Source organism: Streptomyces sp. NPDC046716 (assembly GCF_040645755.1).
Classification (GTDB): Bacteria; Actinomycetota; Actinomycetes; order Streptomycetales; family Streptomycetaceae; genus Streptomyces.
The window spans coordinates 17140-37608 of the sequence record NZ_JBEYYU010000075.1 but is presented as its reverse complement, the minus strand read 5'-3'; the positions used below and the strand labels follow the sequence as shown (position 1 = coordinate 37608).

19 protein-coding genes are annotated in these 20469 nt (G+C 72.2%); 14 read left to right on the top strand and 5 right to left on the bottom strand.

The genetic code is table 11. The annotated features are described in order from the left end of the window. Positions 1 to 59 precede the first annotated feature (59 nt). Positions 60 to 686, bottom strand: a complete 627-nt coding sequence (locus ABZ930_RS36220) for a TetR family transcriptional regulator (RefSeq protein ID WP_361557981.1) — start codon at positions 684 to 686, stop codon at positions 60 to 62. Positions 687 to 1061: 375 nt separating this feature from the next. Here ABZ930_RS36220 and ABZ930_RS36215 point away from each other — a divergent pair, with 375 nt between their 5' ends. The 11 genes from ABZ930_RS36215 (at position 1062) to ABZ930_RS36165 (ending at position 11055) form a co-directional block, all read left to right on the top strand. After that, entirely contained in the window at positions 1062 to 2027 is a 966-nt protein-coding gene (locus tag ABZ930_RS36215) for a helix-turn-helix transcriptional regulator (protein ID WP_361557978.1), read from the top strand. A 98-nt stretch (positions 2028 to 2125) separates the two neighbouring features. After that, on the top strand, positions 2126 to 3589 hold the full coding sequence (locus tag ABZ930_RS36210; RefSeq protein ID WP_361557975.1) for an MFS transporter: 1464 nt from the start codon (positions 2126 to 2128) through the stop codon (positions 3587 to 3589). A gap of 162 nt (positions 3590 to 3751) precedes the next feature. Beyond that, positions 3752 to 4600, top strand: coding sequence for an MBL fold metallo-hydrolase (locus ABZ930_RS36205; protein ID WP_361557972.1), 849 nt, complete (start codon positions 3752 to 3754; stop codon positions 4598 to 4600). A gap of 273 nt (positions 4601 to 4873) precedes the next feature. Beyond that, positions 4874 to 5665, top strand: a complete 792-nt coding sequence (locus ABZ930_RS36200; RefSeq protein ID WP_361557969.1) for an HAD-IB family hydrolase — start codon at positions 4874 to 4876, stop codon at positions 5663 to 5665. Beyond that, a complete protein-coding gene (locus ABZ930_RS36195; protein WP_361557966.1) occupies positions 5662 to 7011 on the top strand; it encodes a class I adenylate-forming enzyme family protein in 1350 nt (449 codons plus the stop codon). The genes ABZ930_RS36200 and ABZ930_RS36195 overlap by 4 nt, the downstream gene beginning before the upstream one ends. Next, positions 7008 to 7751, top strand: coding sequence for an SDR family oxidoreductase (locus ABZ930_RS36190; RefSeq protein WP_361557963.1), 744 nt, complete (start codon positions 7008 to 7010; stop codon positions 7749 to 7751). The genes ABZ930_RS36195 and ABZ930_RS36190 overlap by 4 nt, the downstream gene beginning before the upstream one ends. After that, positions 7745 to 8032, top strand: a complete 288-nt coding sequence (locus ABZ930_RS36185) for a phosphopantetheine-binding protein (protein ID WP_361557960.1) — start codon at positions 7745 to 7747, stop codon at positions 8030 to 8032. Before ABZ930_RS36190 ends, ABZ930_RS36185 begins: the two co-directional genes overlap by 7 nt. Position 8033: 1 nt before the next feature. Further along, positions 8034 to 9065, top strand: coding sequence for an AvrD family protein (locus tag ABZ930_RS36180; protein ID WP_361557958.1), 1032 nt, complete (start codon positions 8034 to 8036; stop codon positions 9063 to 9065). Positions 9066 to 9163: 98 nt separating this feature from the next. Then, positions 9164 to 9580, top strand: coding sequence for an acyl carrier protein (locus ABZ930_RS36175; RefSeq protein ID WP_361557955.1), 417 nt, complete (start codon positions 9164 to 9166; stop codon positions 9578 to 9580). Beyond that, positions 9552 to 10310: a 4'-phosphopantetheinyl transferase superfamily protein gene (locus tag ABZ930_RS36170; protein ID WP_361557952.1), complete on the top strand. Its 759-nt coding sequence runs from the start codon at positions 9552 to 9554 to the stop codon at positions 10308 to 10310. Before ABZ930_RS36175 ends, ABZ930_RS36170 begins: the two co-directional genes overlap by 29 nt. Before the next feature lies 1 nt (position 10311). Beyond that, positions 10312 to 11055, top strand: a complete 744-nt coding sequence (locus ABZ930_RS36165) for an alpha/beta fold hydrolase (protein WP_361557950.1) — start codon at positions 10312 to 10314, stop codon at positions 11053 to 11055. Between the two features lie 68 nt (positions 11056 to 11123). Here the strand turns inward: ABZ930_RS36165 and ABZ930_RS36160 are convergent, their stop codons facing one another. Then, positions 11124 to 12230, bottom strand: a complete 1107-nt coding sequence (locus ABZ930_RS36160; RefSeq protein ID WP_361557947.1) for a Gfo/Idh/MocA family oxidoreductase — start codon at positions 12228 to 12230, stop codon at positions 11124 to 11126. 61 nt (positions 12231 to 12291) lie between these two features. After that, entirely contained in the window at positions 12292 to 12837 is a 546-nt protein-coding gene (locus ABZ930_RS36155) for a flavin reductase family protein (RefSeq protein ID WP_361557944.1), read from the bottom strand. A gap of 156 nt (positions 12838 to 12993) precedes the next feature. Between ABZ930_RS36155 and ABZ930_RS36150 the strand changes: the two genes are divergently transcribed. Further along, positions 12994 to 13914: a LysR family transcriptional regulator gene (locus ABZ930_RS36150; protein ID WP_361557942.1), complete on the top strand. Its 921-nt coding sequence runs from the start codon at positions 12994 to 12996 to the stop codon at positions 13912 to 13914. Positions 13915 to 13944: 30 nt separating this feature from the next. Here the strand turns inward: ABZ930_RS36150 and ABZ930_RS36145 are convergent, their stop codons facing one another. Next, complete coding sequence (locus ABZ930_RS36145; protein ID WP_361557939.1) at positions 13945 to 15489, bottom strand: amino acid adenylation domain-containing protein; 1545 nt, start codon at positions 15487 to 15489, stop codon at positions 13945 to 13947. Positions 15490 to 15696: 207 nt separating this feature from the next. On the opposite strand from ABZ930_RS36145, the gene ABZ930_RS36140 reads away from it, so the two are divergent. Next, entirely contained in the window at positions 15697 to 18084 is a 2388-nt protein-coding gene (locus ABZ930_RS36140) for a condensation domain-containing protein (RefSeq protein WP_361557937.1), read from the top strand. A gap of 44 nt (positions 18085 to 18128) precedes the next feature. On the opposite strand, the gene ABZ930_RS36135 is transcribed toward ABZ930_RS36140, so the two are convergent. Continuing rightward, a complete protein-coding gene (locus ABZ930_RS36135; protein WP_361557934.1) occupies positions 18129 to 18698 on the bottom strand; it encodes a CGNR zinc finger domain-containing protein in 570 nt (189 codons plus the stop codon). Positions 18699 to 18837: 139 nt separating this feature from the next. Here ABZ930_RS36135 and ABZ930_RS36130 point away from each other — a divergent pair, with 139 nt between their 5' ends. Continuing rightward, complete coding sequence (locus ABZ930_RS36130) at positions 18838 to 20175, top strand: MFS transporter (protein ID WP_361557932.1); 1338 nt, start codon at positions 18838 to 18840, stop codon at positions 20173 to 20175. The last annotated feature ends 294 nt before the right edge of the window (positions 20176 to 20469 follow it).

The window sequence follows — 20469 nt, the reverse complement described above, 5'->3', positions numbered from 1 at the left end:
GGCCGCGGTCGTCATGCTGGACGACCGCGGCCGGCGCCGCTCTCTGTGTGTGTCGGCTCCTAGGTGCGCGGCACGAACGCGGGGTGGCTGTCCGCCAGGCCGGTGAGGACCAGGTCCCACACGTCGGCCAGCGCCTCCACGGGCGCCGACCCCGTGCCGGGCAGCGCCGAGTCCTCCAGGCCCGAGACGAGATGCCGCGTCAGCGTCGTCACGGTGTCCGAGGTCACCCCGGGTTTGAACTCATGACCGCCGCGGGCCTGCTCGATCAGCCGGCGCACGCTGGGCAGCCAGCTGTCGCGCCAGTCCTCCCGCCCCGCGATGCGCTCACGCGTCAGACGGGCGGACGCGCGCACCGTGGCCTCCGTCGCCAGGAGCTCGCCCAGGGTCAGCGTGATCCGTACGATGCGCGGCAGCGCGGGCTCGGGACCGGGCGCGGGCCCGTCCGGCGCGTGCGGGGCGGCGATGCGCAGGACGGCCTCCCGCGCGAGGGCCGCTCCGTCGGCGTGGATCGCGTGCGCCAGGTCCATCTTCGTGGGGAAGTGGAACGTCAGGGCGCCCATGGTCACGCCCGCCGCCTTGCTGATGCGCTGCAGTGACGAGCCGTCGTAGCCGAACCGCGAGATCTCCGCGGCGGCTGCCTGGAGCAGACGGTGTCGTGTGCGCTCGGCCCGTTGCTGGCTCGCCATCATCATCCGTCTCCTTCGAGCCGCAGGGCAGCCGGCCGCCGACCCTTCCACCAAACCAATCGATCTCTATGATTATTCAGTGCCATGACCAGGGTGCAAGTCCCGACGCGGACACCTTCTGAGCCACAAAAAGAGGGATCGCTTTGTTTCTGGGCTTGTTTTCGACGCCCTTCGGTGGCCTTGATCTGGTCAAAAGGTACAAAAGTGATGCCGTGTGCCACGGAACGCGCCAGACTCCTGCGTGAAGCTCAGGTAAAAAAGTAACGATCCCTCTGTTTGAAGTAGAGAAAAAAAAGATCGATCACTATCTTGTTGGTGGAGCGCCGCGCCGAGACCGGGCGGGCGTTAGTTGATTCGCGGAGGAGGACGGCCACGATGACTGCCACGGGATCGTCGGCAACCCGTGTCGCGTTGTTGATGCGCGACGCGGGGCGCCTGGAAGTCGGCGGGGTTCCCCGCCGGAAGGGGGTCCAGAACGTCGCACCACCCAGGCCCTCCACCCTGAAGTTCGCCGAGCTGGGCAGCTTCCTCGCCGCACGACGGGCCGAGGTGACGCCGGAACAGGTGGGGCTCCCGGGCGGTGGATCGCGCAGACTGACCGGGCTGCGCCGCGAGGAGGTGGCGATGCTCGCGGGGATCGGCGCCTCCTGGTACGCGTGGATCGAGCAGGGGAGGGCGAAGAACGTCTCCCTGGAGATCCTGGAGGCCATCGCCCACGTACTGCGCCTCAACGAGGTGGAGTGCCTGCACATGATGCGGCTGGCCGGCTACGCCGTTCCGCGCAGGCCGCGCAACCCGGTGGACGACGACCGGCGCCTCGCGCTGCGGGTCGTCGACAGTTTCCTGTCCAAGCCGGCCTATTTCGTGGACCGTTACTGGGACGTCCTCGCGGCCAACCGCATCGCGACACGGCTGCTGGGCTTCGAGGGCGCGAACCACAACTACCTGGAGTCGCTCTTCCTCGACCCGCGCGCCCACGACCGGTACGCCGACTGGGAGCGCGTGGCGGACGAGGCCGTGGCGCGCTTCCGTACGCAGAGCGGCGAGTACCTCGGCGATCCGCGGCTGGCCGCGCTCACCCAGCACCTGCGCGAGGGCAGCCCCGACTTCGCGGATCTGTGGGAGCGGCACCGCTTCGGTGACGGCACGCAGGTGACGCAAGTGCTGACCCATCCCGGGCTCGGGCAGGTGAGCCTGTCGCAGCTCTGTCTCGACTTCGCGGCGCGTCCCGGACTCCAGCTCGTCCTGCTGGACCCGCAGTCCGGCGCGGTGGCCGACCGCCTGGCGCGGTGGGCGCAGGACGCCCCCCTGTCGGGGGCCGGGACCCGCGTACCGGCCTGACCGATCGGCCCGACCTTTCCAACTGGCCCTGCCGCCAGCTCTTTTACTCCTGTCTCACATCCAGTCGACCCCGTATACCCAGAGAGGTACACAGACCCATGACCGCATCGGGTACCACCCGCCGCCCGGCCCTGATCCTGGCCGCGCTGGCACTGGCCCAGCTGATCATCGCGCTGGACTACAGCATCGTGTTCGTCGCGCTGCCGGACATCGGCGAGGGGGTGGGCTTCTCGGGACAGCAGCTGCAGTGGGTCATCGGGGCCTACGCCGTCGCCTTCGGCGGTTTCCTGCTCCTCGGCGGCCGCCTGGCCGACCTGCTGGGGCGCCGCCGGATGTTCCTCGCCGGAATCGCCCTCTACGCGATCGCCTCGGTCGTCGGAGGCCTGGCCGCGGGACCCGGCCTGCTCGTGGCCGCCCGCGCCGTGCAGGGCATCGGCGGAGCCCTCCTCGCTCCGGCCACGCTCTCCCTGCTCACCACCACCTTCGAGGAGGGCCGCGAGCGCAACCGGGCGCTGGGCATCTGGGGCGCGACCGGCAGCAGCGGCATGGTCGTCGGCTCCCTGCTGGGCGGCGTGCTCACCCAGGCGTTCGGCTGGGAGGCGGTCTTCTACGTGAACGTGCCGCTGGCCCTCGGGGTCGGTCTGCTCGGCATGCGCGTGCTGCCGGCCGACGCCACGGCCGAGCGGCGCCAGGGCTTCGACCTGCCCGGCGGCATCTCCGTGACCGCGGGTGCGCTGCTCCTGGTCTTCGGTCTCGTCCAGGGCCCCGAGGCCGGCTGGGCCGCGCCCGTCACGCTGATCAGCTTCGTCGCCGCCGCGGCACTGATCGTGGCCTTCGTCGTCATCGAGTCGCACACCGCCGACCCGCTGGTGCCGCTGAAGGTCTTCTCCTACAAGAGCCTGCGGCTCGGCTCGATGATCACGTTCATGTTCATGGCCACCTTCGGGGCCAGCGCCTACTTCCTCACCCTCGCCCTGCAGACCGTCCGCGACTGGAGCGCCCTCGCCACCGGCCTGGCCTTCATCCTGCCGTGCGCCTGCATCCTGATCGGCTCGGTCGTCGGCGGGAAGCTGTCCACGGCGATCGGCGTCCGCGGCACGCTCGTCAGCGGCCTGGTGATCGGCGCGGTCGGCACCGCCCTGTTCGCCGCCTTCCTGGACTCCGGCTCGACCTACCTGCAGATGGCCCCCGGCATCGTCGTCTTCAGCCTCGCGCAGGGCGTCATCTGGACCGCCATGTTCTCGGCGGCCACCGCCGGGGTCGAGGAGGAGCTCCAGGGCCTGGCCTCCGGTCTCGCCACGAGCGGGCAGCAGGTCGGCGCGGCCGTCGGCCTCGCCGTCCTCGTCGCCGTCTCCAACGCGGTGACCGGGCCCGACCCCGCCCCGGCCGAGCTGTCCGACGGCCTCCAGGCCGCCACGTACACCTCCGCCGTGCTCATCCTGCTGACCGTCGGCCTCGCGCTCGCGCTGAACAAGCAGCCCAAGGCCGCGGCGGCCGACAGCTCGCAGGTCGTGGCGGGTGGCCTCCCCGCGGAGTCGGCGGTGCCGGTCCAGAACATCTGACGCTCCATCAAGTCCGTGCGTGAGGAGGCTCCTTCCTCCTCGCGCACGGAGTCCACCGAGGCCCGGTGTCGCATCCGCCGACACCGGGCCTCGCGTGTGCGGGCCCGCGCAGGGCCGCACCGCACCCCTCCCGTCCGACCACCCCGCACCGAAAGAGACCCGATGACCCACCACGACGCACCGGCCGTCACCGACGGCCACGCCCGATCGCTCCGCCTGGGCGAGCACACCGTCACCGTCCTCACGGACGGCGGCGTCCAGCTCCACCCCCTGCACTGGTTCCCCGACTCCACGCGGGACGACTGGACCGCCCCGGACGCGTCCCCGCTGGACGGCACCGGACATCTCGCCGCTCCCATCACCGCACTGCTCGTCGAACACCGCGACCGGTGCCTGCTCATCGACGCCGGCTACGGCGCGCACAGCGTGGCCGCGCAGGACACCATCGCCACCATCGGCGGCCTGTACGGCGGACGGCTCCCGGCCGAACTCGCCCGCCACGGACGCGACGGCGCGGACATCGACACGGTCGCCTTCACCCACCTCCACGACGACCACGTCGGCTGGGCCTTCGGCGCCGGGCCCGACGCACCACGCCTCTTCCCCCGGGCCGCGTACGTGGCGTCGGCCGCCGAGTGGGCGGGCGAGGAGCGACGGGCGGGCGGGGCGGTCACGCGGGCCGTGGCCACGGGCGACGAGATCTTTCCCGGGGTGCGCGCCTGGGCCGCTCCCGGGCACACCGGCGGACACACCGCCTACGTCATCTCGGCCGGCGGGCGCCGGCTGATCGCCTTCGGCGACGTCTTCCACGTCCCGGACCAGTTCGCCCGTCCCGACTGGACCTGCGCGATGGACGCCGACCCGCGACAGGCGGTGCGGACCCGGCACGCGATGACGGCCGAACTGACCCGGCCCGACACGCTCGCCTTCGCCACCCATTTCGCCGCGGGACCGCTCGGACAGGTGCGGACCCGGCGCGGTGTTCCGGTCTGGGCGGCGCTGGAAGCGTAAGGGACTTCCCTGCGCGGAAAGGCGGCAATCACCCCTCCGCAACGTGTTGGTGGGAATGGCAGTGTCCTTGGCAGTGGCGTCGCCGAAGCCGGTGACATTGAAGTCTGGGGAACCGGAAAACCCGCTGCGATGATTCACACCGTGGGCCAGAACTTCTATTCGAAGTTCACAGCAGAAACCGGATCCGCCATCGTCGGCCGATCTGCCGCCGACGCATGACGCGGGAATCCGTCACGTCGTTCTCCCGCCCAGGCCACAGGAGGTACCAGACAGATGAGACGGGTGAAAGTCGCCTTCTTCGACGTGGATCACACCCTGACCACCTCGGGAAGCATGTCCCGGTTACTGGCCTATTACCACGCGGCACTGGGCCACCCGCGCCGGGAATTCGACGACCGGATGTGCGAACTCAAAGCCATGACGGCCGTCGGATGCCCGCGCGAGGCGGTCAACCGCGCCTACTACGCCGGTCTGGAGGGCCTCGACGCGGAGGTCATGGCCGCGATGGCCGGCGCCTGGTTCGACGCCGAACGCGCCACCGGCGGCTTCTACCACCAGCCCGTCGTCGCCGAACTGCGCCGCCACCAGGAACACGGCGCGCACATCGCACTCGTCTCCGGCTCCTTCCCCGCCCCGCTGCGCCTCATCGCCGCGGACCTCGGCGCGGACGAACTCCTGTGCAGCGTGCCGCTCATCGAACGGGGCCGCTACACGGGCCGGTTGGACGGGCCGCCGATGATCGGCACCGCCAAGGCGGACGCCGCGCTCAAGGTCCTCATGCAACGCGCCGTGCCGGTCCGCGACTCCCTCGCGTACGGGGACCACATCTCGGACCTCCCGCTCCTGAGAGCCGCCGGATCGGGCGTCGTCGTCGGCGGGAACCAGCGGCTGCGCACCCTGGCCGCCGCCGAGGGCTGGACCCTGCTGCCCGGCACCCCGCCCGCACCGGACCTCCGCCTCCCGGCCTGGTCCGCCCCGGCGCGTTCCGCCCCCTGGACGGCGCGCGGCCGCACCGCACAGCCCGTTGTCACCTCAGCCCGCTATGACATGTCGGAGAGCGCATGACTGCCTGGTTCTTTCAACGACTGGAACAATTCGGGGACGCCGACGCCATCGTCTTCGAGGGCCGGACGCACAGCTACCGGCACCTCCTCGGCCTCACCGCCCGGTGGGGCGAACTCCTCGACGCGCACGGCATCCGGTCCGGCGACGTCGTCGCGCTGGAGGGTCCCAGCAGCGTCGAGGCGTGCGCCGGGCTGCTCGCCCTGATCGCGCGCGGAGCCGTCGCCGTGCCCCTGGCCCCGCTGCCCGCCGCCAAGCGGACGGAGTTCCTCGACGTCGCCGAGGTCGAGACGGTCGTCACCCTCGGCGGATCCGCCGCAGAGCACCGCGTCGAGCGCACCGGACGGCACGCCGCACACCCCCTCTACGGACACCTGCGCGCCGCGGCCACCCCCGGTCTGGTGCTGTTCAGTTCGGGCACCACCGGGCGCAGCAAGGCCACCGTCCTCGACCTCGCGAAGATGCTGGGCAAGTACCGCGAGATCCGCAGGGCGCAGCGCACCCTCGGCTTCCTCAGCCTCGACCACATCGGCGGCATCAACACCCTGCTGCACACGCTCAGCCAGGGCGGCGCGCTCGTCACCATCGCCGCGCGCACCCCGGCCACGGTCTGTGCCGCCGTCGCCGCCCACCGCATCCAGGTCCTGCCCACCACGCCGACGTTCCTCAACATGCTGCTGATCTCGGGCGCGTACGCCGACCACGACCTCGGCTCGCTGCGGCTCATCACCTACGGCACGGAACCCATGCCGCTCGGCGTCCTGCGAAAGCTCCACGAGGCACTGCCCGACGTACGCCTGAAGCAGACCTACGGCCTGTCCGAACTCGGCATCCTGGCCACCAAGTCACGCAGCGACGACAGCCTCTGGGTCAAGCTCGGCGGCGCCGGATTCGACTACGACATCCGCGACGGCATCCTGTGGATCCGGTCCGACATCGCGATGCTCGGCTACCTCAACGCGCCGGCGCCCTTCGACGACCAGGGCTACTTCAACACGCAGGACGCCGTCGAGGTCGACGGCGACTACGTACGCATCCTGGGCCGCAAGTCGGAGATCATCAACGTCGCGGGGGAGAAGGTCTACCCGGGCGAGGTGGAGAACGTCCTGCTGGAGATGGACATCGTCGCCGACGCCACGGTCTCCGGCCGCAGCAGCCACATCACCGGCCAGGTCGTCCAGGCCGTCGTGAAGCTGACGCGACCGGCCGACGATCCCAAGGCCGTGGCCCGCCAGGTGCGCCGCCACTGCGCCGAGCGCCTCGAGGCCTACAAGGTGCCGCTCCTGGTCGAGGTGTCGCAGGACGACCACCACTCCGAACGCTTCAAGAAGATCAGGGCCGCGGTATGAGCACGCCACCCGCGGACCGCCCGGCGGCCCTCGTCAGCGGCGGCAGCAGAGGACTCGGCCGGGTCCTGGTCGAACGGCTGCTCGCCGACGGCTGGTCCGTTTCGACGTTCAGCCGGACCTCCAACGACTTCGTCACCACGATGTCGGACAAGTACCAGGACGCGTTCCACTGGCGGTCCGTCGATCTCACCGACACCCAGGGCCTGCGCGCGTTCGCACGCGACAGCGGCAAGCGGTTCGGGCGGCTCGACCTCCTCATCAACAACGCCGGCGTGCTCCACCAGGAACTCTTCCTCACCGCCGCGCCGGGCCGGATGGAGGACCTGATCCGGGTCAACCTCCTCGCCCCGCTGCACCTCTCCCAGGCCTGCGCCCGGCTCATGGTGCGCGGCGGCGGCGGAAGCATCGTCAACATCTCGTCCATCAACGCCATACGCGGATACCGGGGCGTCGCCGTCTACGCCGCGGCCAAGGCCGGCCTCGAGGGCCTCGGCCGCAGCATGGCGCGCGAACTGGGCCCCCAGGGCGTACGGGTCAACACCCTCACGCCCGGATTCTTCGACAGCGACATGACCGCGGACGTCACGTCGCGCAACCGCGAAAAGATCCAGCAGCGCACGCCGCTGGGACGGCTCGGGACGGTGGAGGAGATCGCCGACGCGGTCCTCTTCCTCGCCTCGCCCCGATCACGCTTCATCACCGGACAGACCATGGTCATCGACGGAGGCATCACATGCTGAAGGACACCGAAGTCACGGACAGCGCCGTGCAGCGGACCATCCTGCGCGAGATCGACAACGTTCTGCTCAACGACGACGGCGCCATCGAGTACCACCTGGACGACCCGCTGCTGACGGCCGGACTCAACTCGCTGCTGCTGGCCCAGCTGCTGCTGGAACTGGAGGCCGAACTCGGCGTCGACCCCTTCGCCGGGGACCGGTCCATCACCGACGTGCGCACCGTCCGGGAGCTCGTCGCCGCCTACGAGGACTCCATACGTACCGCAGGGGCGGGTGTGTGACGTGACGACCAGCATCGAGCGGCACCTCCTGCTGCCGTCCATCGACGACTATCTCGGCCCTGGTGAGACACGGTTCTTCTCCCGCGGCTACCAGCGCGCCGAGTACCGCGTCGGCGACCTCGTCGTCGCCCCGGCCGACGCCCCGGACGCCGGGGTGCGGGGCACCGTCGACGTCGGCTATCCGGCCGACTGGTCGCGCAAGAAGGACGGCACGGACCTGCGGCCGCACCTCAGCACGGTCGACGCCCTCGTCCTGGGCGTCCAGCTCGCGGAGCTCCATCTGACGTACGGGTACGGGCTGGACGCCGCGGCCCGCCGCCGCATGCGGCTGCTCAAGGTCGTGCTGCGGGCGGGCGGCGCTCCCCAGGAGGAGCTGGTGGACATTCCGCTGGCGGCCCGCCTGGTGCGGACCACGGCGCTGTCCGTCCGTGAGGGCCGCTTCGTGTCCGTGCACAACTGCACCGTCGGCAACCTGCAGGTCCGCTGCGAGATCGAGCACGACATCAGCACCCGCGCCGTGCGGGAGGCCCGGTACAACGGCCTCGAGGACGCGCTCGGGCCGGACCGGGACCGGTTCTGGGGCGGCGGCTTCAAGCGCCGGCGCCATCACATCCGGGACGTCGGCGTCGACCTGGAGGAGTTCACCGCCCGCGCCGGCGTCACCTTCGATCCGGAGACCGAGCCCGCACTCGACGGCATCGAGGGCGACCGGCGGTCGGCCGTCTCCCTCATCGACGCCTTCGTGGTCAATCTCCAGCTCGCCCAGGTGCTCCTGTACGAACTGGACTCGATCAGCCGGTCCGAGAGCAACACGCTGTGGATGATGCAGACGGTTCTCGAGGCCCCGCCCGAGCCGTCACGGCACACCGGTCCCGACACCCACGCGGCCCGGGCCACGCTCAGCAGCCGGCGCCTGCTGCCGCTGCGCGGCGGACTGTGGCGCAGCGTCGAGATCACCGGGGAGCTCGCCGGCGTGAACCTGCGGTGCGGCTTCGCCCACGAACTGCCGCCGAGCGCCGTCGTCGCGGACTAGGACGACGGCCTTCCCGACACGGCCGGTGGCGCGTCCGCCGTCCCCCCGGCGCACGGCGCGCCACCGGCCGTCCCCGCCCGCGACCTACAGAGAGACACATGACAGTGGATCAGGCCGTACTCGACTGGTTCTCCCTCGCCCCGTCGGCAGTGACCCGACCTCAGGAACCCGACCGCGGACTGCCGCCGGCCGCGCCGCCCTCGTCGTGGCCCGCGCACCCCGCCGAGCGGGAACGACTCCTGGAGGACCTCGTCCGGCAGGAGATCGGACACGTACTCGACTGCCCGCCGACCGCGGTCGACCGGCACCAGACCCTGACCGATCTGGGAGTCGGTTCCATGATCGGCCTGGAGCTCCAGCGCCGACTCGCCGCCGCCCTGGCGGTCGAGCCCGAGCTGACCTTCATCCTGCGGGCCCCCGACACCGGAACACTGGCCCGCTACCTCGACCGACTCCTCACTCCATCCAAGGCAGGGACTGAACAGCGTGACATTGCCGATCCCGCCGCAAAGTAGCGCAGACCTCTGGATCCTGCGCCAGCCCCCGCTCGGCAGCTGCACGGGCGAACTGGACCTCACCGAACTCGACGCGGCCGAACGGAGCCGGGCCGGGACCTGCCGGCGCGAGGCGGGCCGGCTGCTCTACAGCAGCGCGCACGTGGCCCTGCGCCGCCTGCTCAGCGCCTACCTGGACACCGATCCGCGCAGTCTGCGGATGGGCCGCGAGTCCTGCCCGTGCTGCGACGAGCCGCACGGCAGGCCGGTCCTCGAATCCCCGGACACACCTCTGCACTTCTCCCTCTCGCACAGCAACGGCATGGCCCTCATCGGCATCTCGACCGTGCCGATCGGCGTCGACGTGGAGAAGGTCCCCACGGCCAAGACGGTCAGCGTCTGCGCCCCCGCCCTGCACCCGGACGAACAGCGGGAGCTGGCGACGCGGCCCGAGGACGTCGTCGTGTTCGGGCAGCTGTGGACGCGCAAGGAGGCCTACCTCAAGGGCCTGGGCACCGGACTCGGCCGCCCCCTCGCCGCCGACTACCTCGGCGCCGATCCGGCACTGAGGCCCGACGGCTGGGAGGTGGTCGACGTGCCCTGCGGCCCGCAGCACGTCGCGGCCGCCGCACTGCGCGGCACCGACCGGGCCCGGGTACGGGTGCACTGGCTGGGCATGGAGTCCCTGTACAAGGACGATCCGGTACCGCTCGACCATCAGCGGTCCCTCCTCGCCGAACTGGTCGCCTGAGATGCCGATCCTCGATCTCAACCCGACCCTGCGCGGCGAGCCCGCCCACACGCTGGTGCTGTTCCACCACGCGGGCGGCTCGTCGCGCGGGTTCGCCCCGCTGCTGCCCCATCTGCCGCCGGACTGGCGCGTCTGGGGCGTCGACCTGCCCGGCCGCCTCCTGGACCGCGGCACGGCACGGTGCCGCTCGGCGGAAGAAGCCGTCGACTATCTGCGCACGGCCCTGGGGCCGGCGCTGTCGGGCCCGTTCTCCGTCTTCGGACACAGCCTGGGGGCGCTGCTCGCCTTCGAGGTGGCGCGGGCCCTGGAAGCGGAGCACAGGGGGCCGTGCTGGCTCGGCGTCTCGGGCAGCCGGGCCCCGCAACGGTTCCTGAACCCCCTGAGCCCCTCGGGATCGCCCCGCGACCTCCTGCGCCAGGTGCACGGCCTGGGCGGACCGACCGTCGACCCCGGCGGCCGCGACGCCCTCGCCCGACTGGTGGCGCGCACCCTGAGCGCCGACCTCGACCTGGTCGCGGACTACGCCTACACGCCCGGCACTCCGCTGCGGACGGCGCTCTCCGTGTTCGGCGGGCAGGACGATCCGCTGGCGCCCGCGGCTGCGCTGGGGGAGTGGTCGGCCGTCGCCGGCGGCCCGGTGCCCTGCCACACCTGGCCCGGCGGCCACTTCTACCTCTACGAGCACGCCGCGGCGGTGTGCGCCCGGCTCGTCGCCTCCTGCCGCTCCCGGACCGCCCCGGAGTGACGCGCACGCAGGACCGCCCCGCAGACACCTGTCTGCGGGGCGGTCCTGCGTGTCGCGCTGCCCGGCGCCTACTGGCGGGTGCCGGTCTCGGCCGACCGCGCGATGCGGTCCAGCAGACGGTGGTGCTCGACCGCGTGCCGGAAGTCCGGCACCGTACCGCTGCCGGTGTGCAGGTCCTCACGCAGCTGCGCGTACGCGTGCGCCACGACGCCGGCGGGACCGTCCACGCCGGAGACCTCCTGGTAGCGGGAGGGGACCGGAAGCGGCGCGGGCCGCTGGTCCTTGCCGCGCGCGCCGCTGATGTCGAACTGGCCGAACTGCAGGTGCCCGGTGTTCCCCGAGATCACCAGATCGCCGTCCGTGCCGTTGATCTCCCAGCGCAGATTGGTCGCCCGGCTCGAACCGCCGCGGTAGTGCAGCGAGGCGACCGCGCCGCCCGCCAGCCGGCCGGAGACGGCGATCTGGTCCTCGGCGGTCATCGGGATGCTCTCCCCGGTGTCGGAGACCTGCACCGTCGGACGCCGGGTGGCCGTCGTCGCGCTCAGCTCCGCGAACGACGACAGACACATCGTCAAAGCGTCGAGGGTGTGACCGAACGGGATGGTCATGAGGGTCGCCCCGTTGCTCCGGTCGACGGTGTACGCGCCACCCGCGCCCACGGCCGGGCCCCAGCCGCCGCCCGAGCCGAGCAGCGTGGTCGACAGGACCTCGCCGACGTAGCCGTCCGCGACCAGGTCACGGAGGTAGCGCACCGCCGGTGCCGAGCGCGACTGCAGCCCCACCGCCGTGCGCACCCCGTGCCGCTCCGCCAGCAGGGCGAGCTCCTCGGCCTCGTCGAGCCCCGTGGCGAGCGGCCACTCGCTCAGCACGGCCTTGCCGGCCTCCAGCGCGGGCAGGATCAACTCACGGTGCCGGGGCACCCGTACGGCGATCACCACCAGGTCGATGTTCTCGTCGCGTGCCAGGTCGCCCGCGTCCGAGTAGGCCGCCGCGACGCCGTGGTGCTCCGCCGCCCGCTGCGCCGACTCGGCGGAGGAGGCCGCCAGTCCGCGCAGCTCGTAGCCGTCCACGGCGCGGAGCGCGGGCACATGGCCGCGTGAGCCCCATCCTCCGTCGGCGCTGAGGCCGACGATGCCCACGCCGATGGGTTTGCGGGAGCCGGTGCTTGCTGTCATGAAGAGGTTCCTCTGGTCGGTTCGGTGAGAGGAGCGACGGCGGGCCCTGCCCACCGCCACGTCAGTCGGCCAGGCGCCCGTACGCCCCGCGGTAGAACACCAGCGGCGCGTCCGCTCCGTGGTTGCCGATGCGGTGCACGCGCGCCACGACCACGTCGTGGTCACCGGCCGGGTACTCGGCCTCGGTGGAGCACTCCAGCCAGGCGGGCGTCCCCTCGAGGACCGGCGCGCCGGTGGGCGTGGTGTCCCAGCTCAGCCCGCGGAACTTGTCGCCGCCCGGGGAGGCGAGCTGCGCGCTGATCTCGCGCTGGTTCTTCCCGAGTATGTTGACGCAATAGCGCTCCGCGGTACGGATCTTGGGCCAGCTGCTGCTCGTACGGGCCATGCAGAAAAGCACCAGAGCGGGATCCAGGGAAACCGAGGTGAAGGAATTCACGACCACGCCCGCGGGCGTGGAGTCCATTCCGTGCAGAGCCGTCACGGCGACCACCCCGGTGGTGAATCTGCCCAGGGCGGCGCGGAATTCATCGGGATCGATCCGACCGGACGAAGAGGCCGGAAAGTCGAGGGAACGCTGGATTTGAGGGGGCGCGACTGGCGAGGTCATGCTGCCATGGTTCGTCGGATCCGGGACATCGGGCAAGTGCCCCTCGGTGGTATTGGTGAGGGCAACACCGAAGCGCGTGCAACTCCCTTTCCCCGTCGTTAAGGTCGCACAGCGGGGCCGCTCATGCCTCTTCCGGGCGACGATTGGGGTTCATCCGTGAACATAAAGCAGCTCGACGCGTTCCTGGCGGTCGCGCAGTCACGGAGCTTCACCCAGGCCGCGCGCCTGCTGGGGCTGGCGCAGCCGACCGTCACCGCCCGCATCAAGGCACTGGAGCAGATCCTCGACGCGCCGCTGCTCGACCGCACCGCCGGCGGCGCCCAGCTCACGCCCGCGGGGCGGCGGCTGCACGACTACGCGTGCCGGATCGTCCGGCTCAGCGAACTCGCGCGGAACTCCGTGGCCGAACCCGCGGACCGTACACCTCCGTTGGCGATCGGCGCCGCCGAGTGCATCACCACCTACCGCCTCGTACCGCTGATCGAGTATCTGCACCTGCGCCACGGCGGCCTGGGGGTCTCCCTGCGCGGCCTCGACGACGATCCGGTCTCCCTCGTGCGGGAGGAGCGTGTGGACTGCGCCTTCTTCATCGGCCCCCGCCCCGCCACGCCCGACGTGCGCCACCGCGCGCTGCGCCGCGAATCGTTGAGCCTCGTGGCGGCGCCGTCCCATCCGCTGGCCGGGAAGGCCGTGAAGTCGGCCGCGGAGTTCGCCGCGGAGACGCTGCTGTGCGCGCACCGGTGGAGCGGCTACCAGCGCGGCCTGGAGGACGAGTTGGCCGTGACCGGCGAGCCGGTGGGCGGTGTGCTCGCCCTCGGATCGGTCGACGCGGTCAAGCGCGGCGTGGGCGAGGGCATCGGGATCGCCCTGCTGCCCACCGTCGCCGTCCGCGACGAGCTGCGGGAAGGGCTGCTGGGGCCGATCGGCTGGCGGACCCCCTTCGAGGTCTTCGCGCAGTGCGTGTGGCGCCGGGGACTCGACGACGACCCGTCCTTCGCGACCGTGCTCGACGCGGCCCGTCAGGTACTGGCCGAAGGCGAGGCGGCCGACGGTGTCGCCCTGCGCCCGGCGTGCTGACGCCCGGCAGGCGTCGGCACGCCGGGGATCTCACGCGGCGATCGCCGTGCCCAGAACGGCCGTCAGCGCCTTGCGGTCCACCTTGCCGTTCGCGTTCAGGGGCAAGGTGTCCAGGACCGTCAGCGAGCCCGGCACCATGTACGAGGGCAGCCGTGCGGCGAGCCGCTCCAGCGCCTCGCCGGTGTCCGTGAGCGAGCCGGTGCACACGGCGCCGAGTTCGATGTCGCCGCCGGGACCGGGCACCGCCAGGACGACGGCCTCGGCGACGCCGGCGAGGTCGAGCAGCGCCGACTCGATCTCCCCGAGCTCGACCCGGTAACCGCGGATCTTGAGCTGATGGTCGAGCCGGCCGAGGTGCACGAGCGCTCCGTCGAGATGCCCCACCCGGTCGCCCGTGCGGTACCAGTCGTCGGCCGTGAGCGGTGTCGTGCCGTCGTGGACCACCGCCCGTCCGTCCACCATGCGCAGGAACCTGCCCACGTCGTCGGCCGGGTCCAGATAGCCGGGGAAGCGCTGGGTGCCGCGCACCACCAGTTCACCGGTCCCGGCGGGTCGGCCCTCCTCGTCGAGCACGAGGTGCTCCTGGCCCGGGTACGGCGTGCCGATCGGCACCGTGCCGTTGGCCGGCCGCGGCCAGTCCTCCGCGGCGTCGGGGAGACGGAACTCCGTCCACGTGACGGTCATCTCGGTGGGGCCGTAGATGTTCTCCAGGACGGACTGCGGGGCGGCGGCCCGCCACGCCTGCGCGTGACGCAGCGTCAGCGCCTCGCCGCAGAACAGGCTCCAGCGCAGCGTCGGCATCGAGCCGGGCCGCAGCGCGCGCAGCCGCATCGCGATCGAGGCGACGGAGGGCACGGAGTTCCAGTGCGTGATGCGCGCCCGGTTCACGAACCGCACCGGCGTCAGCAGGTCCTTCTTGTCCGGCACGACCAGCGCGGCCCCCGATCCCCAGGCCGCGAACATGTCGTACACGGACGGGTCGAAGGTGAGGTCGAAGGTCTGCGAGACACGGGCCCCGGGGCCCAGCTCGTAACGGGGAACGACATGGCTCAGGTAGGCCGACACATTGCGGTGGACGATGGGCACACCCTTGGGGCGGCCGGTCGAGCCCGACGTGAACAGGATGTAGGCGAGGTCGTCGGGTCCCGCTGCCGACACGGGCAGGTCCGGGACCGGACCGGAGCGCAGGGCGTCCATGCGGGCGGCGGGAAGGTCCACCGCGGGCGTCCCGAGGTCCGTCCCGTCCTCCGTGATCACGAGGTCGAGTCCGGCGTCCGCGGCGATGGTCGCGTTGCGCGCGGCCGGCCAGGCCGGGTTGAGCGGCACGACGACGGCGCCGAGGCGCTGCACGGCCAGATAGCCCGCGTAGGCCGCGGTGCTCCGGGCGGCCAGCAGGCCGACGCGGGCCGGCACACCGCCGTGCGCGGCGACGAGTTCACCCGCCACGCGTGCGGCGAGCGCGTCGAGTTCGGCGTAGGTCACCACCTCGCCGGCGACCTCGAGCGCGGTCTGCCGGTCGCCGTGCTGGGCAACGGAGTCCGCGAACCAGTCGTACATGGTCCTGATGGCGTTCATGATGTCCGGTCCTCTTCCGTGGCGCGGTCGATGGAGGGTTGGAAGAATGCTTTTCCGCGCATCCCGAACAGTCAAGGGTGAGGTTTCGTGCGGCCCCGCGCCGATAGATTATCCAAATACTCTATTTGTGGTCGCGCCCCGGTGTCCGAAACTATTTCACGCCCCCCACCTCGGTTAGAAACTCCTATGTCTCCGGTGAGGACCCCCGTGACCCCGAATCCAGAAGTCCGGCCGAGTTCGCCCCTGCAGGAAGCGCTCTGGTGGATCCAGCACCGAGGTGGGCGCAAGGACCTGATGAACCTGACCTGGCGGCTGCGTACCGGCCGCCTCGACCCGGCGGTCCTCGAGTCCGCGTGGCGGCACGTCGTCGACCGCCACGAGGCGCTGCGCAGCGGGTTCGCGCGCCACGGGGAGAGCGTCGTGCGGATCGTGCACCCGGCGCCCTTCGACGCGCGGCCCCAGCACATCGTCTGGGAGCGGGCGCCCGAGGACCGGAGCGCGCAGGCCCTGCTCGACGAGGTGGCCGCCGGGCTGCACGCGATCCCCTTCGTCCTCGACGACGCGCCGCTGGCCCGGCTCGCGCTGGTGCGCGTCGGAGCGGTCGACGAGCTCGTGGTCACGGCCCATCACGCGGTCGTCGACGGCTGGGGGATGCAGCTGCTCCTGGACGACCTGCACCGCTGCTACGTCGCGGTCCGGGACGGCGGCGTCGCGGCACTCTCCCGGGAGGCCGTCGTCCCGGCGCCCGCCGAGGAGGGTCCGCGCGCCGACCCGACGGCGGCCGAGACCGGGTTCTGGACGGACCGGCTGCGCGGCGCGAGACCGGCGGCCCTGATGCCCGAACCCTCCGGTGCCGCGCCCGGTTCGGGCGCTGTGCTGCGCCACACGCTGTCGCCCCGGTCGCGCGCCGCCGTCGCGACCATCGGCCGGCGCGTCGGCTGCACGGAGTTCGCCGTGCACCTCGCGGCCGTCCGCACGGTGCTCGCGCGGGGCGGGGCGTCGGGGCGCACCGCCCTCGGCACGGTCGTGGCCAACCGCCCGACCCTCGCCGACCAGCGCCGTGTCGACTACCGGGCCAACACCGTCCTGCTGGCCGACGAGATCGGAGCGCGGGACACCTTCGACGCGGTGGTGACCCGGGCGCGGGACAGCCTGTGGGAGAGCCTGCCGTTCCAGCACGTGACCTATCCCGAGGTGTTCGCGCGGCTCACCGACGAGGACCGGGCGACGCTCGGCACCGTCCCGCCCGTCCTCGTGACCCATCACGGAGGGATCGGCTCGGGGATCGTGCTCGGCGACGAGCCCGCCCGCCTGCTGCCGAGCCCGTCGACCAGCGCCCGCTGCCAGCTGCTCGTCGGCGTCTTCGACGACGGCGCAGACACGGTGCTCGAGGTCGAGTACGACACCTGCGCCCTGACCGGGAGGTCCGTGCGCGTCTTTCTCGCGGACGTCGAGGCGGTCCTGTCCGCCTCGGCGGCCGAGGGGCGCCTCGTGGCCGACCTCCAGGTGTCCACCAGGGCCACGGCGGACCGGGCCCGGCCGGCGGACGGGCCGCACGCGGACGCGATCGCCGAACCGGCGGAGTCGGACGGCGTGCTGGCCGACTGGCACTGCGTGTTCGGCCGGGTGGTGCGCCCGCACGACGACTTCTTCGCCCTGGGCGGCCATTCCCTCCAGGTGCTGGAGCTGGTGGCCTGCGTCGAGAAGAACACCGGAGCCGAACTCGACCTGGAGGCCTGGCTGGAGGAGCCGACGCCCGCGCGGATGGAACGGCTGCTGAGCCCCGCCGGACAGGACACGCCCGCCCCGGCCCCGGCGGCGCCCGTCCTCGCGCGCACCGTGGTGCTGCGGGCGGGAGCGCCCGGCGGCCGGCACCTGCACCTGGTGCACGGCGCGGGGGTGGGCGTGCTGCCCTACCGCGAACTGGCCGGAGCGCTGCCGGGCGACTGGCGGGTGACGGTCAGCGAGGACGACGGCGCCGCCGGGGCGAGCATCGAGGACATGGCGGCCCACTACACGGCGCGCCTGCTCGCCGACGGGCTGCCGGACCTGCTCGGCGGCTGGTCCATGGGCGGGCTGCTGGCCCACGAGATCGCCGCCGGACTGCGGGCCCAGGGCCACCCCTGCCCGCCGCTGCTCCTGCTGGACGCGCCGGTGCCGGGCGACGCGCCGGAGGAGGGCACCGACGCCTTCGCCCGCGCGGTCCTGCGGGGCGCCGCCACCGTCCTGAGCGGGCCGGACCGGCTCGGCCTCGGGCCGCGTGACGACCAGGCGCTCGACACCCTGGCCGTTCTGCTGCGGATCACCTCCGACGACGCCGTCGGCGACGCCCTGCACGCACGGCACGCCCTGCACCGGCGCCACACGACGGCGATGACGGCGCCTCGCGCGTCCCGGACCGTCGACGTACCGGCGCTGGTGGTGGCGGCCGACCTGGCCGACGGCGACCTCGACCGCTGGCGGGGATTCCTCACGGGCGACACGCGCTCCGCGCGCATACCGGCGGGCCACTACGAACTGCTGACCCGCCCCGCCGTCGACGAGGTGGCCCGGCTGGCGGTGGAGCTGATGAGCGCGCACGCGGCGGCGCGATGACCCGGGGCCGACGGGCCCCGTGCCGGACCGGGGCCGGTGCGCCGTCAGCCGGTCGGTGCGGCGCCCGCGGCCCCGGCCTGCCGGGCCGCGTAGCGCCGGGCCTTCGCGCGATTGCCGCACACGCGCATCGAGCACCAGCGGCCGCTGCGGTTCTTGGAGGTGTCCCAGAAGACCCAGGCGCAGGCGTGCTCGGAGCAGCGCTTGAGCCGGGCGGCCTCGCCGGTGACGGCCAGCTCGCTCCAGGCGGCGGCGAGCTCCGCGAGCGCCTTCCTGGACGCCGTGAGCTCCGGGGCGGGAGCGAGGGCGCCGGGCCTGTCACCGCCCGCGACGACGACGAGGGGCAGTTCGCGCAGCGCCTCGGTCGCCCCGTCCTGGAGCGCCGGGTCGGGGCGGTCACCGACGTGCGCGCCCAGGGCCTCGCGGAGACCGGCGCGCAGGCGCAGTCCCAGGGCGTGCTCCGCTGCTCCGGCCCGCTCGCCGCCGCGCAGCAGCCCCTGGGCGCGCAGCCAGCCGTCGAACTTGCGGGCCGTGTCGATCTCGTCGGTCGCGTCCTCGACGTCGACCGTGTTCGCGAACGCCTGAATCAGCTGGGCGGACGCCGGCGCGTCACGCATGAGCCACCTCCCGTGGAGACTTCCAGCCTACACCGGATAACCGGCTATCGGCTTTGCCGGGTAGTGGCGAGGGGTTTTCCGTGCCAGACTCGACATCCCGGATTCACCATCAAAACAGTTAGACGGTTAGGGGAGACTGATGAGTGACCAGAGCGTCGACACCACGCAGGCGCCGGTGGGGCTCGCCGCGCCCGTGGCGCCACCGGCCCCCGATCTCCCGCAACCCTCCGCGCGCCGGGGCACCCGCAACACCGTCGTCCTGCTCGTCTTCACCGCCGTCACCAACCTCGCCGACGGCGTCACCAAGATCGCGCTGCCGCTCCTGGCCGCCCGGGCCTCCGCGTCCCCGGCCCAGGTCTCCGCGGTCTCCCTCACCCTCTCCCTGCCCTGGCTCCTGGCCGCCCTCCACGTCGGCGTCCTGGTGGACCGGCTCGACCGGCGCCGCCTGCTCTGGGGAGCCAACGGCCTGCGCCTGATCGCACTCGGCGCGCTGATGCCGATCGCCGCGGCCGACGCCGTGACCATCCCGGTGCTCTGCGCCGCCGGCCTCGTCCTGGGCGTCGCCGAAGTCATCGCCCTGACCTCGGCCTCGGCCATGATCCCGGCGCTGACCCCGCCCGAGGGCCGGGAGCGGGCCAACACCTGGATCGCGGGCGCGGAGACGGTCTGCAACGAATTCGCCGGCCCCTTCGTCGGCGGCCTGCTGCTCGCGGCGGGCACCGGCGTCGCCCTCGGCACGACCTGGATGTCGTACCTGGCCGCCTCGCTCGTCGTCGTCCTGCTCGTGGGCCGGTTCCGCGCGAGCGGCCGCACGGACGGCCGCGCGGACGCCAAGGACGCCGCTCCCGAGACCGTCCGCGTACAGATCGTGGACGGCCTGCGCTACCTCTGGCGGCACACCCTGCTGCGCACCATGGCGCTCATCCTCACGGTCCTCTGCGCGTGCTGGGGAGCCTGGCTCGCCCTGATGCCGCTCTTCGCCACCTCCGTGATGCACCTGAACTCCAGCGAGTACGGGACCCTGCTGAGCGCCCTCGGCGTCGGCGGGCTGGTCGGCGCGCTCGCCGTGACCTGGCTCAACCGCTTCTTCGGCCGCCGCTGGGTCATGTTCGCCGACCTCGTCGGCACCTTCGCGATGATGGCCGTACCCGCCGTGACGACCGACCTCTGGGCCGTGGCCGTCGCCGCCTTCCTCGGCGGCATGGGCGGCACCCTGTGGACGGTGAACGCGCGGACCATGGCGCAGCGGCTCGTGCCCGACGCCATGCTCGGCCGCTTCGGAGCCGTCAGCCGGCTGTTCAGCTGGGGAGCGATGCCGGTCGGCGCCGGCCTGATGGGCCTGCTCGCCGAGTGGTTCGGACTGCGCCTCGCCTTCGGGGTCTTCGCCGCGACCGTCGCCCTCACCGTCCCGCCGTTCCTGCGCGTGCTCACCCGGCCCGTGCTGGCGGAGGCCTTCGGCGACAGGCCGCCCGCCTGACGGACCGGCGCGCGCACGTCACAGGAGGAGGCCGGAAAACCGGCCTCCTCCTTTCTTTTGATCTATTCAATTCATTGATGACCCCTTTTCGCGGCGGTTCCGCGGGGGCGGTCATCACGTCTTTCAATAGGCGCGCAAGGCGACTGTTGACCACCGGAAGGACTCTGCTGAACTATTTGTGGTGCGCCACGAAGCGACCTTTCCCCGAGGAGTCTGAGAAATGAACCATGCGGACGAGATGGCCGACGCGGAAATAGGCTCAGTCATTTCGAGACACATCCGTGCGTCATTCGA